General features: G+C 68.6%; 11 protein-coding genes and 1 pseudogene. 10 read left to right on the top strand and 2 right to left on the bottom strand.

The window, feature by feature from the left end:
- The first annotated feature begins 28 nt into the window (after positions 1-28).
- The 10 genes from QEG98_RS20515 to QEG98_RS20470 all read left to right on the top strand — a co-directional run bounded on the left by QEG98_RS20515 (position 29) and on the right by QEG98_RS20470 (position 11,037).
- Positions 29-949: a hypothetical protein gene (locus QEG98_RS20515; RefSeq protein WP_316567800.1), complete on the top strand. Its 921-nt coding sequence runs from the start codon at positions 29-31 to the stop codon at positions 947-949.
- A gap of 141 nt (positions 950-1,090) precedes the next feature.
- Positions 1,091-2,458: a hypothetical protein gene (locus QEG98_RS20510; protein ID WP_316567799.1), complete on the top strand. Its 1,368-nt coding sequence runs from the start codon at positions 1,091-1,093 to the stop codon at positions 2,456-2,458.
- Positions 2,459-2,675: 217 nt separating this feature from the next.
- Positions 2,676-3,695 (top strand): DUF3616 domain-containing protein, encoded by a 1,020-nt coding sequence (locus QEG98_RS20505; RefSeq protein WP_316567798.1) that lies wholly within the window; start codon positions 2,676-2,678, stop codon positions 3,693-3,695.
- Between the two features lie 49 nt (positions 3,696-3,744).
- Positions 3,745-4,509 (top strand): DUF3592 domain-containing protein, encoded by a 765-nt coding sequence (locus QEG98_RS20500; RefSeq protein WP_316567797.1) that lies wholly within the window; start codon positions 3,745-3,747, stop codon positions 4,507-4,509.
- An 85-nt stretch (positions 4,510-4,594) separates the two neighbouring features.
- A complete protein-coding gene (locus tag QEG98_RS20495; RefSeq protein ID WP_316567796.1) occupies positions 4,595-6,445 on the top strand; it encodes an N-acetylmuramoyl-L-alanine amidase in 1,851 nt (616 codons plus the stop codon).
- A 456-nt stretch (positions 6,446-6,901) separates the two neighbouring features.
- Positions 6,902-7,441 carry a fruiting body spore coat protein U gene (pru, locus tag QEG98_RS20490; protein ID WP_316567795.1) on the top strand — a complete coding sequence of 180 codons (540 nt, stop codon included), beginning with the start codon at positions 6,902-6,904 and terminating at the stop codon, positions 7,439-7,441.
- 16 nt (positions 7,442-7,457) lie between these two features.
- On the top strand, positions 7,458-8,225 hold the full coding sequence (locus tag QEG98_RS20485; protein ID WP_316567794.1) for a molecular chaperone: 768 nt from the start codon (positions 7,458-7,460) through the stop codon (positions 8,223-8,225).
- Positions 8,226-8,334: 109 nt separating this feature from the next.
- A complete protein-coding gene (locus QEG98_RS20480) occupies positions 8,335-10,035 on the top strand; it encodes a fimbria/pilus outer membrane usher protein (protein WP_316567793.1) in 1,701 nt (566 codons plus the stop codon).
- Positions 9,927-10,589 carry a fimbria/pilus outer membrane usher protein gene (locus QEG98_RS20475; RefSeq protein ID WP_316567792.1) on the top strand — a complete coding sequence of 221 codons (663 nt, stop codon included), beginning with the start codon at positions 9,927-9,929 and terminating at the stop codon, positions 10,587-10,589. Before QEG98_RS20480 ends, QEG98_RS20475 begins: the two co-directional genes overlap by 109 nt.
- The gene (locus QEG98_RS20470) at positions 10,573-11,037 is read left to right on the top strand and encodes a spore coat U domain-containing protein (RefSeq protein WP_316567791.1); all 465 of its coding nucleotides are present in this window, start codon (positions 10,573-10,575) and stop codon (positions 11,035-11,037) included. The genes QEG98_RS20475 and QEG98_RS20470 overlap by 17 nt, the downstream gene beginning before the upstream one ends.
- Positions 11,038-11,053: 16 nt before the next feature.
- Here QEG98_RS20470 and QEG98_RS42010 read toward each other — a convergent pair.
- Positions 11,054-14,555, bottom strand: a pseudogene (locus QEG98_RS42010) (pyruvate carboxylase).
- Between the two features lie 96 nt (positions 14,556-14,651).
- Positions 14,652-15,917, bottom strand: coding sequence for an MFS transporter (locus QEG98_RS20450; RefSeq protein WP_090494519.1), 1,266 nt, complete (start codon positions 15,915-15,917; stop codon positions 14,652-14,654).
- Positions 15,918-15,931 lie beyond the last annotated feature (14 nt).

The raw sequence follows: 15,931 nt of genomic DNA, 5'->3' as shown, positions 1-15,931 counted from the left end.
CTTTCTATTGTACTTTGCATGGAGTCGCGTGCTCGAAGAGAAGGCGCCGCTGGGGACTCTGGAAAACCGCTATCCAGCGCTTTTTGAGCTGCGGCGTGCCATCTGGCCTCACTATGAGTGGGCGGCAGCTGGCGCGCGCTACCGGCAGGGCATTGCAGGCTTTCTTGAGCACGTCGTTCTCTTTGATTTTCAGCGGTTCATCCAGGTCATTCACGAGGCCACCGGCAACGCCGTAGCGCTCGTGGAGCGTCAGAGTACCGAGGGGGACTGCAGTCCCCTGGATGACCGGCTGCTCAGTCGTGCAGACACCGTCATCGTCGTGAGTCTCGATCATCAGGTGACGAAGCAGGCGGTCCATGCGGACGAGGTGGCCGCGGTTCGGCGGTTCCTGATGCGTTCGGGCACGGCGCTCATCGTCTGTCCTCATCATGACGTCGGGGCGGCTCAAGAGCAGTCGGCGCGCGAGGTCGAGTTCCTGCACCACGGTGACCGCCTTGTCCCTTCGCAGCAGCGGCTCGGTGGTGTGGCGAGATCCCTGCTCGCGGAGCTGGGCTTCCCCGTGGAGAATCGCTACGGCCTCACGCCCGCTGCCGCGCCCGATGGTGGACCCGCGCCGCTCGATGTGGCGACCCACCTTGACACTCCTGGGTTTCTGGTGGGCGTGGAGACGTTCAACCTCCACGCGCATCTGCCACACTTGTGGGTACCACCTGCGCTGGAAGGCCGCGTGAGGGTGCTGGCGCGCCAGTTGATTCACCCCTCAGCGCCGCCTCATCCCTTTGTCGAACGCGGTCATGACCGGTTCAATGCCATGCTGTGGATGCCGCCAGATGCGCTGCGTGCTGGGCACCTGCTCGTCTGCGACGCCACCATTTGGAGTTCGGCTTTTGGTGGCCTCACGAGCTTGAACCGATTCTGGCAGAACCTGGCGCGAATGCCCGCGTCATAGCGCATCGTTTTCACTCGCTGGGAGGTGTTGATGGCAAGGACAGAGAAGGGGCGGAAAGTGACGCGCGGGGAGACTCCAGCGGGGCGCACCGCTGTGAGGCGTACCAGGAACGGCGCGCTGGGAGCGAGCGAGTCTCAGGCCGTGGACATTCGGAACCTGCCTGCCTGTATTCAGGACATTGTGCTGGCCGCACAGGATACCGACCCAGGACCGGCGGAGCCCCTCGATTATCACCAACTCCGGGGCCGCATCGAAGCGGCGCGTATGACACTTCCGCCGCTCTATCGCGATGAGGTCCTGGTTCCCTTTCTCCGCATCCTGGACAAGCTCGGGGCCCAGGGTTTTGCGGATGTGCTTCTGCGGGACCCCAAGCGCGAGCGCGAGGCGGGGCTCCTCATCGACGCTGCGCACACCATCCTTCAGAACGGGGAGAACTATCAACTCGTCGCGACGGATGCCTTTGAGGAGGTCGTGAGCGATCTGTATGACGGGTTCTTGAGCGCCGAAGACCGGCGGAACGTCAAGCCCCCTGATCGGGGAATCATCCCGCCTCTGGTGAAGTGGGGGAACCCTCAATTCGGGCCTTATACGTGGCCGGTGGATGTGACGAGGTCCGTCCTGGGGATGGGCGCTGGTGTCGTGAGCCTTCCTCCCGCGCATGCCAGGGTGGGGTTGCTGGCGTGGTCTGCGCTCGGTCATGAGGTGGGAGGGCACGACATCCTGCATGCCGATGATGGATTGCCGGAGGAGCTTGCCAGTGCTGTGAATGAACACTTGCAAGCGGGGAAGCTCGCTTCATTGGGTAACTACTGGAGTGAACGCATCGACGAAACAGCGTCCGATGTTCTCGGCATTCTCAATATGGGGCCGGCCGCGGGCATGGGGCTCATTGGCTACTTTCGAGGGTTGAATCTCGCATTCCATGGAGAGGGAAGGCTGCGCAACGGTGGGCGCGCTTCGGATCCCCATCCCGCGGATATCCTTCGGGGGTTCCTGGCCGCCTACGCAGTTTCGCGCCTGCGCTTCGACCACGCGGCGGAGTGGTCTCAGGTGATTCTCGATGAGGTGAGAAGGGATGTGGTGCCTGAGGAGCTGGTGCTGGCAGGAAAGAAGGTGGACCCCGAGGATGCGCGGAGGTCGGCCGAGTTGGTGGCGGAGGTGATTGTTTCCAGCAAGCTGAACGCGCTTGAAGGGCACTCACTGGGATCCATCCAGACCTGGCGCAACAGCGACGAGGAGAAGGTGCAGGAGATGCGGCGCCTTCTTGTGTCCGGCCTGGGGGCTCTCCCTGACGCTGTTACCGAGGGCATCTACGCCGCGCACCTCGTCGCGGCGGGTGTCACCGCCGCGCTGGCTGCGGAGGCGGACGTCCGGCGAATCTTCGACCGGATGATTCGGCTGCTGAAGCAGATGCATGATCGGAACCCGTCCTGGGGGCCGCTTTTCATCCGGCACCGCAGCGACGTTGCGCCGCACTTTCTCTATCCATACCCCCGCCGCAGGGTGTGATTGAGCACGCACAGCCATGTGCCGGAAGGTCTGAGTCGGCAAGCTGCCTCACCGGCGCATCGTCACTGCCGCCGGTGAGCAGCCTCCACTTCGTGGTTTCCGCGCATGGCGTGATGGCGCCCGCTACTCAATGCAAGCGCAGGGCCCTGTGTCTCGCAGCACACAACCGGCGCCACGCCACTCCCCGCATGGCCGGGGAGTGACCAAGAGTGGGGCCATGAGGATGCTGCCTGTCTACATGGGAGTCCTGGTCTGTGGGTGCGCGGCGCACGGCGTGGGGGAGCGGCCAGACGCCGTGGCTGCCGCCCCCGTGGCGGGCCGCGAGGTGCTGCGCTTCGAGGGCATGTGTGATGCCTCCGGCGCGGTGGCGCTCGGCGGCAGCCTGTTTGTCGTGGGCGACGATGAGGACAACATCCTCCGTGTCTACGACGCGCGCCGGGGGGCCCCCGTGCAGAGCGTGGACCTGTCCCCGGACCTGGAGCTGCCCGCGGTGAAGAAGAAGCCCCCGGAGGCGGACATCGAGGCGGCCACCGGGCTGGGCTCGCTGTCCTTCTGGCTGACGTCTCACGGCCGCAACAGCTCCGGGAAGAAGGCGCCCAGCCGGCTGCGCTTCTTCGCCACCGAGGAGACGGACGCGGGGCCCCGGTTGGTGGGCCGGCCGTACACGCAACTCCTGGATGACATGCTCGCGGCGCCGCAGCTGGCGCGCTTCGGGCTGGATGGGGCGGAGACGAAGGCGCCCAAGGCTCCGGGTGGGCTCAACATCGAGGGCATGACGGCCATGGCGGATGGGCGCACCATCCTCGTGGGCTTCCGCAGCCCCGTGCCCGACGGGAAGGCGCTGCTGGTGCCGCTGCTCAACCCGATTGCGTTGGTGGAAGAGGGCGCTCGGGCCCAGCTGGGTGAGCCCGTGCAACTGGACCTGGGCGGGCTGGGCATCCGTTCGCTGTCCTGGTGGCGCGGCCGCTACGTCATCATCAGCGGTGGCACGGCGGGAGAGGGCACCTCGCGGCTGTTCACCTGGCGCGGCGGTGAGGAGGCCCCGGTCGCCGTGGAATCGGTGGACCTGGCGGGCCTGAACCCGGAGGCCTTCTTCACGCCGGAGGACGCAGAGGAAATCCTGCTGCTCAGCGACGACGGCGCCGCGCCCGTGGACGGCGTCGAGTGCAAGCGGCTGAAGGACCCGGCGCGCAAGCGCTTCCGGGGCGTCTGGGTGCGGCTGCCGGAATCGCCGTGAGGCGGCGGGTGCGTCCGTCCGCCGCGCTTGGGGTAGGCTGCGCGTCCATATGCAGCTGGCCATTCCGCATGCTCCCCGGCAGGTCCGACTGACGCAGGTGCCCGGCGCCGTGGGGCGCGTGGTGCGAGGCGTCCTCCTGGGACTGGTGGCCGTGGCGCTCCTGGGCACCGGCGCCGGCTGGGCGGGACGCTTCTTCGTCGAAGAGCAGGGCTTCGCCGCGCGGGCGGAGGAAGTGGAGGGGCTGGTGGTGGCCTCCCGCCTTCCTCCCCTGGACGCCCGGGATGGCGCGGAAGCCGCCCTGGAGGTGCTCTACACCTTCGCGGAGGCGGAGCACTCCGTGTCCGGCGTCCGGACCTTCGCGGAGTACGCCGAGGGCCTGGGGCGGGGCGCGCGGGTGACACTGCTGGTGGACCCCGCCATGCCGGACCGGCCGCGCGAGGCCGGCTTCGCCCGCTCCCGGGCGATGCGCGTGGGGCTGCTCCCCTGGGGCATCGGCCTGGGCGTGCTGGTGGCCGCGGGGTACTTCGCGTGGGAGATGCGGCGGCTGTGGCGCTCAGAGGTGGAGCCGCTGCGGCTGGGCGCGCTGGTGTGGCTGACGCCGGACGGGCCCCTGCCGGAGGCCCGGGGCGAGGTGTCCTTTCCGGCCCACTATTTCCGGCAGGATGTGAAGCATGCGGTTCGCGCCCGGGTCCGGCCGGGGCGGGCGCCCGTGCGCAACGGGGAGAAGGTGCTGGCGGCGGTGGTGCCCCGGCAGCCTGGGTGGGCGCGCGTCATCGACCAGGACCTCGCGGGTGTGTTGGGGTGGCTGCGCTGAGACAGATGGTGGGGGCCGAAAATTTGCCGGGGAGGTGGGGCTGTGTGACACACGCCTGTAGCTCGCGCCCACCCGGAGGAACCCCATGCACTCGCGCCTCGTCATCGTGCTGCCCGTGCTGCTGCTGCTCGTCCCGAGCGCGGTGGGGGCCGCCAAGCGAGACGAGGCCGAGGAGGCCTACCAGGGTGCTCGCAAGGTCTACTACGCGCTGAAGGACGACGCGGCCCGGCGCAAGCTGCGCCATCACTGGCTGAACGTGGTGGCGCGCTTCGAGTCCGTGGCCGCGCGCTTCCCGAAGTCGGACCGCGCGCCGGATGCCCTGTTCACGGCGGCGGAGATGCTCCAGGAGCTGAGCCGCATCTCCTTCGTGGAGGACGACCTCAAGGCCTCCATCACCGACTACACCAAGCTGCTGGAGGGCTACCCGAAGCACCGGCTGTCGGATGACGGTGCGCTGGCGCTCGCGAAGATTCACGTCCACCGGCTGGACCAGCCGGAGTCCGCGCGCAAGGTCCTGACGGAGATGCTGGCCGTCAACGGCAAGGGTGACCGGGCTCGTGAGATGCGGGAGCTGCTGGCCTCGCTGCCGTCGCCCAAGGCCCCGCCGCCGCCCCCACGCAAGGCCGCGCCCGCGGTGGCCAAGAACGATGCGCCCCCGCCGGGCAAGTCGGGCGCCTCCGGGAAGGGCGGCGCGTCCGCTGATTCGTCCGTTGCGGGCAAGGGTGCCGCGCCGGCCAAGGCCGTCGCCTCGGCCGATGCGTCCTCCGCCGGCAAGGCCTCCACGTCGGACGACGCGCCGGGGGCGGGCAAGGGCGGCGCGTCCAGCGACGCGTCCGGTCCCGCCAAGGCCGTTGCCTCGGTGGATGCGTCCAGCGATGCGTCCGGCCCTGGAAAGGCCGTTGCCTCGGCCGACGCGCAGCAGGCTCCGGCCGTGGAGGCCTCGGCCCCCGCGGAGCGCCCTGCGGCCTCCCTGGTGGCCGCCATCGAGAAGATGGCGCGCGAGCCGTCGCCCACCATTCCCCAGAAGGAGCCGAGCGCGCCCGCGAAGGCGGACGCGCGCGAAGGCAGCCTGGACGCGGCCGTCGCCGCCGCCCTGGCTTCGAAGACTTCCCGCACCGAGCCGCCCGCGGCCGAGCCCCCGCGTCCCATCACCCGTCCGGTGGACGACAAGGTGGCGCAGGCCCGGCTGAAGGCCGTGGCCAAGCAGTCGCGCAGCATGGAGCTGACGCTGGCGGAGCAGCTCGGCCTGAAGGTGCGGCGCGTGGTCATCGACCCCGGCCACGGCGGTCACGACACGGGCGCCATCGGCAAGGGGGGGACGCGCGAGAAGGACGTGGCGCTGTCCATCTCCCTCAAGCTGGCGGAGGAGCTGCGCGAGAAGGGCCTGGAGGTGGTGCTCACCCGCGACGATGACCGGTTCATCCGCCTGGAGGACCGCGCCAAGTACGCCAACGCCGAGCACGGAGACTTGTTCATCTCCGTCCACTGCAACGCCGCGGAGAAGCGCACGCTGCGTGGCATCGAGACGTACACCCTCAACACGTCGGCGGACCGCTACTCCATCCGTCTGGCCGCGCGGGAGAACGCGTCCTCGGAGAAGGGCATCAGCGACCTCCAGTTCATCCTGGCAGACCTGGCCACCAAGGCGAACACCGAGGAGTCGACGCGGCTCGCCACCCAGGTGCAGCGCAGCCTCGTGGGGGGCCTCTCCCGCAAGTACAAGGGCATCCGTGACCTGGGCCACAAGGAAGCGCTCTTCTATGTGTTGTTGGGCGTGAAGATGCCGGCCATCCTGGTGGAGACATCGTTCCTCTCCAATCCAGACGAAGAGGCACGTCTCAAGTCCAATGCCTACCAGACCGAGGTCGCCAAGGCGATTGCCCAGGGCGTGGAGGAGTTCCTCGGAGACCGCCGCCGCGTGGCGAAGGTGGACTGAGCGCGTCCGGCGCTTCGCCAGAAGTGGGTAGCAAGGACGGACGTGCTGGGCAGTTCAGTTCCGTTCGGCTGGGGAACGCGCGTGTCACCGGGTAGACGCCGCCGGACACCCTCGCGCTTCTCGTTCCAGGGGTGGGTAGAGTCTTGCCCAGCGTGGGCAATGAACTTACGCCCCCTGGGTACATCCTGTCACACGATGCCACATGCCAAGGACCTGGCGCGGGCCGCGAAGCCTGTCCGTCCCTCCCTGAAGGGCTCCCTCCAGGGACATGTGTGCGTTTCGCCGTAAAAACAAACAAGAAACAACTTCCACGTATTGCCTGGAAGCGCACGCGAGGCGTTGGTGCGACATGCGCTGAAGGGAGGGGGCCGCTGGACCGCTCAGCGGACGGCGAGCGGGTTGCAATGCCCTGACGCAGCCGGAATCAACCGGCCGCTCGATGGAGCACGCAACTCAATGAACGCAATCAAGACTGCCGTTGCCGCTGTCACCGCCGCCGCGTCCCTCGTCGCCTTCTCGCCCGCTGAGGCCGCCACCTCCACCGCCAACCTGAACGTCACCGCCAACGTCGGTGGCTCCTGCTCCATTGGCTCCGGCGGCGGCGGCGGCACGCTGAACTTCGGCACGTACGACCCCATCATCGTCAACTCCGCGCTGGGCATCGACCTGTTCGGCACGGGCGCACTGAGCGTGCAGTGCACCCTGCTCGGCACCGCGGTCATCACCCTGGGCCAGGGCCTGCACCCGGCCGCGGGCTCGACGGACGCGGCCCCGCTGCGCCGGATGCGCAACACGGCGTCGGCGGACTACCTCGCGTACAGCCTGTACCAGGACGTCACCCGCCTCATCGTGTGGGGTAACACCGCTGGCACGGGCCTCCCGTTCCTGGGCACGGGCCTGCCCGTCCCCGTGCTGGTCTACGGCACGGTTCCGCGCGGCCAGAACGTTCCCTCCGGCACGTACAACGACACCGTCGTCGCCACCATCACCTTCTGATTCGGGGCGATAACACATGCGTAACCGTCTTCTGTCTTGGACTGGCGGCCTGATGTGTTCGGCTGCCTTGGAATGGATTGCCATGGGGACCGCGAGCGCGGCTGAGATCGATGTCAGTCCGGTTCGGCTTGAATTGGATTCAAGCGCCCGTGGCGTGGTGATGAACGTGAGGAACAAGAGCAGCGAAACCACACGCTTCCAAGCCTCTGTCTATTCCTGGGTTCAGGACGAAGAAGGGCGCATGTCGCTCGCGCCGACTCAGGATTTGTTCTTCTTCCCGTCCATGTTGACGTTGGAGCCCGGGGAGTCCCGCCCCATCCGGGTGGGGAGCTCCTCGGCTCCACAGGATACCGAACGCTCCTTCCGAATCGTCGTGGAGGAGCTTCCCCCGCTGCAACCGTCCACCCAGTCAACTGGGTTGAATGTCCTCACCCGAGTCTCAGTGCCTGTCTTTGTCGCACCCAAGAAGAAGACCGTTCAAGGCCAGATCGCGGAAGCCGTGCTGCGCGAGTCGAAGTTCCACGTCCGGGTGCAGAACCCGGGCACGGTGAACTTCTTCATCCGGAACCTTCGGGTCCGGGGGCTCGACGCCAAGGGCAAGCGGCTGGTCGAGAAAGAGGAGCCCGGCTGGTACGTCCTCGCGGGCGACGCGCAGGTGTATGCCATGGAGATCGCTGGCAAGGCCTGCCGCAAGGTCCGCACGGTGGAAGTGGAGATGGAGACCGACCAGGGCGTGCTCCGTCAGACCTCCCCCGTGGATTCTCCCGCTCCCTGCGCTCGCTGACCGACGCACCATGGCCCCCTTTCGGCTTGCAGCAACCCGTGCGCCCTCATGCACGGTGCTGGCGTTATCCTTGTCGTTGGGGGCCTTGCCGGCGGCCGCGCAAGGTCCCGTGGCCGACAGCCCCTCCGCGCCGCCGATGCCCATCGTCGCGGACTTCACCCTGAACGGCGTCCCCCGCGGCGCCACCTTCCCCATGCTGCGGGGCAGTGACGTGCTGCTCCCCGCGGCCACGCTCGAGGCCCATGGCGTGGACCTGGTGGCGCTCGGGGGCCGCCAGGAAGTCATCGAAGGAAAGACATACATCTCCGCGCGGTCCCTGGAGCCCGAAGGGCGCTGCTCCCTGAACGAGCGGACCGTCAGCCTGGCGTGCGAGCTGCCCGCTACCGTCTTCGGACAGACGCGCATCAACCTCGGGCCGCAGGCGCCGTCGGACTACTCCGTCCGCGGCAGCCCCAGCGGCTTCATCAACTACGCGGCCCACGCCCGCAACACCTCGCTGACCTTCTTTGGAGAGGCCGGCGCGTCGGTGGGGCGGGGCCTGTTGACGACGCAGGCGCGATGGCGGCCCGGCTCCGTGCCCCTGCGGGGGCTCACGCAGCTGTCGTTGGACTTCCCCAAGCACATGGTGCGCGCCATCGCGGGTGAGTCCACGGGCTTTGGCGGCGTGCTGGGCGGAGGCGCGGTGGTGGCCGGCTTCCACCTCATGCGCACCTTCGAGCTGAATCCGTACTTCGTGCGCAACCCGATGCAGGACTTCGCGGGCGACGTCACCACGCCGTCCACGTTGGAGGTCTACGTCAACAACCACCTGGTGAAGCGCACCGAGCTCCCGCCCGGTCCCTTCCGGCTGGAGAACCTCACGGTGCCCCGGGGCGAGGGCAACACGCGCTACGTCATCCGGGACGCGTTCGGCCGGGCGAGCGAGGTGAACACGTCCTACTATCTCAGCGGGCAGCAGCTCTCTCCGGGCGTGGTCGACTACCGGCTCTCCGCGGGCATCGAGCGGGAGTCTGTCAATCTCTACAACTTCGCCTTCGGCCGGCCCATGCTCCTGGGCAACTTCCGCATGGGCCTCACGTCGTGGCTGACGCCGGGCGTGCGGCTGGAGCTGGCGCCCAACGTCGTCAGCACCGGCGCCATGCAGCTCATCCAGTTGCCTTTCGGCGAATTGGAGCTGTCACAGGCCATCAGCCGCAGCGAGCGGCGAACGGGGCTGGCGGCGGGCATCGTGTACGCGCTCCAGCGCCGCTGGGTGGGCGGCTCCGTCTTCGGCCGGGGCATGAACGAGTCCTACACGCACACCAGCCTCGAGCTGGATGACGACCACCCCACCGTGGAGACGGGCGGCTCGCTGTTCCTGGCGCTGGGGGAGAGTGTCAGCGTGGGCGGGCAGGCGATGCTGTCACGCTACCAGCGGGACGGGTGGACGACGTGGCTGGGCGCCACCACCTCCGCGCGGCTGACGGACTGGTCGACGTTGTCCTTCTCCGCCAGCCGCAGCAACTCCGAGCGAGGCGGCTCCGCCATCGAGGGGATGGTGTACCTGAACGCCATCTTCGATTCCCGCACCACGGGTACGGTGGGGCACTCCCAGGCGCTGCGCGGGGAAGGCACCACGTCGGTGGACATCGCGCGCTCGGTGCCCATGGAGGGCGGCCTGGGCTACCGGTGCAGGGCCGGGTGGGGGCGGTGGACCAGGCGATGGCGCGCGCCGACTTCGACTCCAACGTGGGCCGCGTCAGCGCGGGCGCGGAGTGGTTCGAAGGACGGATGGCGGGCATGGCCGAGGTCGCCGGCGGCCTGGTGCTGATTGGCGGACGCGTGCGTCCCACGCGCGCGGTGGACCAGGGCTACGCGCTGGTTCGCGTGAAGGGCGTGGAAGGCGTGGGCGTGCGGCTCAACAACCACGAAATCGGGCGCACGGACTCCAGCGGCGAGCTGGTGGTGACGCGGCTCCAGGCCTACAACGCCAACCGGCTCTCGCTGGCGGACCATCAGGTGCCGCTGGACGTCTACATCCCCTCCACGGAGCAGGTGGTGGCCACGTACCAGCGGGGCGGCGTGGTGCTGGACTTCAAGACGCAGACGATTCGCGCCTACCGGGGCAAGGTGACCATCGACTCGGCGGAGGACACGCGCTGGCTGTCCTACGGCGAGCTTCGCGTCGAGAAGGACGGAGAGAAGTGGAGTTCACCCATCGGGTGGAATGGTGAGTTCGAGCTGGTGGGCCTGCCCGAAGGGCGTCTGCCGGCGACAGTCGTCTACCCCAAGGGCCGTTGCGCGACCTCGCTGGAAGTTCCATCCCTCGAGGGCAAGGTCATTGACCTGGGAACGGTGAGGTGTGTCCATGACGAGGCGAAATAGGGCGGCCGCGTTCGCGGTGGCTGGCGTATGCGGGTTGCTGCCAGGGCTGGCGGGGGCCATCTGCCAGATACGCAGCACGATGGGGGTGAGCTTCGGCACCTACCTCACCACCGACCTGCTGCCCCGGGACTCCGCCGGGAGCATCACCTACCGGTGTGAAGGGCAGAGCACCCCGATCACCATCGACTTCAGCGCCGGTGGCTCCGGCACCCCCCTGGCGCGCAGCATGGCGGGGCCGGGCGCTCAGCGCTTGGAATACAACCTCTACGTGGACGCGACGCGCCTCATCGTCTGGGGTAACGGCACGTCGGGCACGGGGCGCTATGGGCCCGTCATCCCCTTGTTCGGCGTGGAGGTGACGGTGCCCATCTTCGGGCGCATCCCGGCCGGGCAGACCATCCCCGCGGGGGCCTACGCGGACACCGTGGTGATGACAGTGACGTTCTGAGGGTCCAGGCCCTCCGTCACTGGAGCACCGCCAGCAGGTCTCCGCCCTGGACGGAGGCTTTGAGCGCGGGGACGACCTCCGCCACGGTGCCGGCGCGCGGGGCCCGTACCACCGTCTCCATCTTCATCGCCTCGAGGGTGACGAGGGGCGCGCCCGCCTCCACGGTGTCTCCCGGCCTGGCATGCAGGGCGATGACGGTGCCCGGCATGCTCGCCGCGACGTGGCTGGGATTGGCGCGGTCCGCCTGACGCCGCGCCTCCACGGTGGCGGCGCGGCTGCGGTCCCTCACGTGCACGGTGCGGGTGTGGCCGTTGAGGGCGAAGTAGACGGTGCGCACGCCTTCTTCATCCGGCTCGCCCACCGCGGACAGGCTGATGACCAGCGTCTTGCCCGGCTCCAGGTCCACCCAGACCTCTTGTCCCACCTCCATGCCGTAGAAGTAGTTCGGGGTGTCGAGGATGGACACGTCCTCGTAGCGCCCCAGGTCTTCCAGGTAGCCGGCCATGACGCGCGGGTAGAGCGCGCTGGAGATGGCGTCCACGCGGGTGAGCGCATGGCCTGTCTTCGCGGAGAGCTCCCGTTGGAGCGCGTCCAGGTCCAGCGGCGGCAGGCTGGCGGAGGGCCGTCCCTCCACGCGGGGCAGGCCCTTGAGCACGGCGGCTCGCAGGTCCTCGGGGAAGCCGTTGGGCGGCTGGCCCAGCTCACCCCGGAAGTAGCCCACCACGCTGGTGGGGAAGTCCAGGCGCGGCGCCTGTTCGATGAGCTTCTGACGCGTGAGCGCGGCTGCCTCCGCCAGCGTGGAGGCGCGCACCGTGAGGTCGTTCTTGAGCAGGAAGATGGCGAAGTCACCGACCATCTTCGACGACGGCGTCACCTTCGGGATGTCGCCCACCAGGACGTTCACGAGCGCGAACGCGTCCTTCACGTCGTTCCACCGGGCCAGCAGGCCCATCTCCGCCACCTGTGGCCGGAGGTTGGAGTACTGGCCGCCCGGAATCTCGTGGTAGTACACCTCGCTGGTGGTGCTCTTGAGGCCGGCCTCGAAGGGGGCGTAGTACTCGCGCACGTCCTCCCAGTAGTTGGCCAGCGGCTGAAGGCGCGCGTTGGCCAGCCCCGTCTCACGGGGGTGACCGCGCAGCGCGCTGACCAGCGCGTTGAGGCTGGGCTGGCTCGTCAGGCCCGCCATGCTGCCCAGCGCCACGTCCACCACGTGCACGCCCTGCTCGATGGCTTCCAGGTAGCTGGCGATGCCATTGCCGGACGTGTCGTGCATGTGCAGGTGGATGGGCAGCCGCGTCACCTCGCGCAGGCGCCGCACCAGCATGGCCGCCGCGCGCGGGCGCAAGAGGCCCGCCATGTCCTTGATGCAGAGGAAGTGCGCGCCGGAGTCTTCAATCCGCTTCGCGAGGTCCGCGTAGTAGTCCAGCGTGTACTTCGTGCGCTTGGGGTTGGCGACGTCGCCCGTGTAGCAGATGGCCACCTCCGCCACCTTGCCCGTCGTCAGCACGCGGCGGATGGAGACCTCCATGCTGCCCAGGTCATTGAGGCTGTCGAAGATGCGGAACACGTCCACGCCCGCCTCGGCCGCCTCGTCGATGAAGGCCTCCACCACGTTGTCCGGGTAGCTGGTGTAGCCCACGGCGTTGGCCCCGCGCAGGAGCATCTGCTGGAGCAGGTTGGGCGCGGCGGCCTTGAGCGCGCGCAGGCGGGCCCACGGGTCCTCGTTGAGGAAGCGGTAGGTGGTGTCGAAGGTGGCGCCGCCCCAGCTCTCCAGGCTGAACAGCTCGGAGGCCGGTGCGCGGTGGCCGGGGCCACGCGGAGGATGTCCCGCGTGCGCATGCGCGTGGCCAGCAGGGACTGGTGCGCGTCCCGCATGGTGGTGTCCGTCAGCAGCACGCGCTTCTGGGCCAGCACCCAGTCCGCCAGTCCGCGCGGGCCCTTTTCCGCCAGGATGTGCGCGGTGCCCCGAGGCACCGGGCCTGAAGGCGTCACCGGCAGCCGCGGCTCCAGGAACTGTGTGGGCTTGAGCCGCTGGTCCTTCTTGATGGTGGGGTGCCCGTTGACGATGACGTCGCCCAGGTACTGGAGCAGCTTGGTGGCCCTGTCCCTGCGAGGCTCCAACTGGAACAGCTCCGGCGTCTCGTCGATGAAGCGCGTGTACGTCTCTCCCTGCTGGAAGGCGGGGTGGGCGAGCACGTTCTCCAGGAAGGGCAGGTTCGTCTTCACGCCGCGGATGCGGAACTCGCGCAGCGCGCGCTGGCCCTTCATCACCGCGCCCTGGAACGTGGGCGCGTAGGCGATGACCTTCACCAGCATGGAGTCGTAGTAGGGGGAGATGACGGCGTTGGTGTAGCCGTTGGAGCCGTCCAGCCGGATGCCGAAGCCCGTGGCCGCGCGCCAGGCGGTGATGACGCCCGCGTCGGGCATGAACTGGTTGGCGGGGTCCTCGGTGGTGACGCGCAGCTGCACCGCGTAGCCCCGGAGCACCACGTCCTCCTGCCGGGAGATGCCCACCTCCGGCGCGTCCAGCCGGTAGCCCTCCGCGATGCGAAGCTGGCTCTGCACCAGTCCACGCCCGTCACCTGCTCGGTGACGGTGTGCTCCACCTGGAGGCGGGCATTGCACTCGATGAAGTAGAAGGCGTCGCCCGCCACCAGGAACTCGGCGGTGCCAGCGCTGGTGTAGCCGGCCTTGCGCGCCAGCCGCGCCGCCGCGTCGCAGATGGCCTCCTTCACCGCCGGGGCCAGGTTGGGCGCGGGGGCAATCTCAATGACCTTCTGGTGGCGCCGCTGCACGGAGCAGTCCCGTTCGTGCAGGTGGACGATGTTGCCGTGCAAATCTCCCAGCAGCTGCACCTCGATGTGGCGCACGTGCTCCAGGAAGCGCTCCAGGAACACCGACGACGAACCGAAGGCGCTCTTCGCCTCTGAACGCGCGGAGGCCAGCGCATCCTCCAGCGCCTGCGCCTCGCGCACCACGCGCATGCCTCGGCCGCCGCCGCCATGGGCCGCCTTCACCAGGATGGGGCCACCCTGCTTCGCGAAGAAGGCACGGGCCTGCTCCAGCACCTGCGCGTCGTCGCCCTCCAGGGTGATGCCGGGAACCACCGGGACGCCGCACGCTTCGGCCAGGTGCTTGGCGGCGACCTTGTCGCCCATGGTGCGGACCACGTCCGAGCGCGGGCCGATGAAGCGGATGCCACGCCGCTCACACGCCTCCGCGAAGGCGGCGTTCTCCGACAGGAAGCCGTAGCCGGGGTGGATGGCGTCCACGCCCGCCTTCACGGCCACGTCGAGGATTTCGTCGATGCCCAGGTAGGCCTCCACGGGCCGCTTGCCCCGGCCCACGAGGTACGCCTCGTCGGCCTTGTGGCGGTGCTCGTGGGTGCGGTCCTCGTCGCTGTAGATGGCGACGGTGCGGATGCCCAGCTCGTTGCACGCGCGGAAGACGCGGATGGCAATCTCACCGCGGTTGGCGCAGAGGACCTTCTGGATGGGACGCAGCGACACAGGTTCCATGTGCGCGCTGTATGCATCCGGTGGGCCCCGGAGCAACGGCTGCCGGGGCGAACGTCCGATTCAGGGCGCGGCGTCGCGTGGGCGCCGCGCCGTGCGTCAGGTGCCGGACTGCGAGGGCTGGGCGGCCGGCTGTGGGCCGGTCGCCGTCTCCTCGTAATCCAGGTCCCGGTGGAACGTCTCTTCCAGCCGGGTGAGGGCCAGCAGCGCCAGGCCGAAGCAGATGCTGCCGACGATGAGCGCCGCCGTGGACACCGACACCTCGCCCTTCAGGTAGGCGAAGCCGCTGGCCGCGAGCGCCGCAGAGCCACGCACGAAGTTGGGGACGGTGGTGGCCACGGTGCCGCGGATGTTGGTGCCGAACTGCTCGGCGGCCATGGTCACCAGCACGGCCCAGTAGCCCACGGTGATGCCAATCAGGAAGCTCAGCCCGTACACCATGGTGCTGGTGAGGCCCGGGGTGAGGCCGTAGACGAGCATCAGCACGAAGCCCGCGGTGAGGTTCATCGCCACCGCGCGCTTGCGGCTCTTGAGCCACTGGCTGAAGACGCCCGCCAGCAAGTCACCCAGCGTCAGGCCGATGGAGCCATAGAGGATGGCGTTGCCGGCCGTCACGGTGCCCTGGACGTTGAGGCCGGCCGTCAGCTCGGGCGCGAAGGTGAAGAGGATGCCCGTGGTGAAGTAGATGGGCACGCCGATGAGGATGCAGCAGATGTACTTGAGGAACCGGCCCCCGGTGAGGAGCAGCAGCGGGTTGGCGCGCGCGGGGTCCATCTTCTTGGCGAACAGCTCCGACTCCGACACCTTGAAGCGCGCGAAGAGCAGCGCGAGGCCCATGAAGCCGCCGGTGAGGTAGGCCGTCTTCCAGTGCATGTGCTGGCCCAGGAAGGCCGCGGCGACGATGCCGAGCATGCCCAGCGTGGCGACGATGGTGGTCCCCAGGCCGCGCTTCTCCTTGGGCAGGGACTCCGCCACCAGGGTGATGGCCGCGCCCAGCTCACCCGCGAGCCCCACGCCTCCGAGGAAGCGGAGAACGGCGTAGCTGGTGACGTCCCAGGCGAAGGCGTTGGCCAGGTTCGCGAAGGAGTAGAGCAGGATGGAGCCGAACATCACCGACAGGCGTCCGCGCTTGTCGGCGAGCACGCCCCACAGCAGGCCGCCCACCATCATGCCCACCATCTGCGCGTTGTAGATGAGCAGGCCGCTCTGGAGAATGTCGGCCGGGTCGGTGACGCCGATGTCCTTGAGCGATGCGACACGCACCACGCCGAACAGCGTGATGTCGAAGAGGTCGACGAAGTAGCCGAGCCCGGCCACCAGCACGGTCAGGTTGAGGACCGAGCGGAGCTCTCTCAGGAATTTCATACGCCCGATTAACG

It is taken from the genome of Myxococcus sp. MxC21-1 (assembly GCF_032612255.1).
Lineage (GTDB): Bacteria > Myxococcota > Myxococcia > Myxococcales > Myxococcaceae > Myxococcus > Myxococcus virescens.
The sequence above is the reverse complement of the archived record's forward strand: the minus strand, read 5'-3'. Positions and strand labels throughout refer to the sequence as shown.

Excerpts from the sequence above, each read along its gene's own strand:
- QEG98_RS20505 (WP_316567798.1), top strand. The coding sequence starts at position 2,676 with ATGAGGATGCTGCCTGTCTACATGGGAGTCCTGGTCTGTGGGTGCGCG.
- QEG98_RS20500 (WP_316567797.1), top strand. The coding sequence starts at position 3,745 with ATGCAGCTGGCCATTCCGCATGCTCCCCGGCAGGTCCGACTGACGCAG.
- QEG98_RS20495 (WP_316567796.1), top strand. The coding sequence starts at position 4,595 with ATGCACTCGCGCCTCGTCATCGTGCTGCCCGTGCTGCTGCTGCTCGTC.
- pru (WP_316567795.1), top strand. The coding sequence starts at position 6,902 with ATGAACGCAATCAAGACTGCCGTTGCCGCTGTCACCGCCGCCGCGTCC.
- QEG98_RS20485 (WP_316567794.1), top strand. The coding sequence starts at position 7,458 with ATGCGTAACCGTCTTCTGTCTTGGACTGGCGGCCTGATGTGTTCGGCT.
- QEG98_RS20475 (WP_316567792.1), top strand. The coding sequence starts at position 9,927 with ATGGCGCGCGCCGACTTCGACTCCAACGTGGGCCGCGTCAGCGCGGGC.
- QEG98_RS20470 (WP_316567791.1), top strand. The coding sequence starts at position 10,573 with ATGACGAGGCGAAATAGGGCGGCCGCGTTCGCGGTGGCTGGCGTATGC.
- QEG98_RS20450 (WP_090494519.1), bottom strand. The coding sequence starts at position 15,917 with ATGAAATTCCTGAGAGAGCTCCGCTCGGTCCTCAACCTGACCGTGCTG.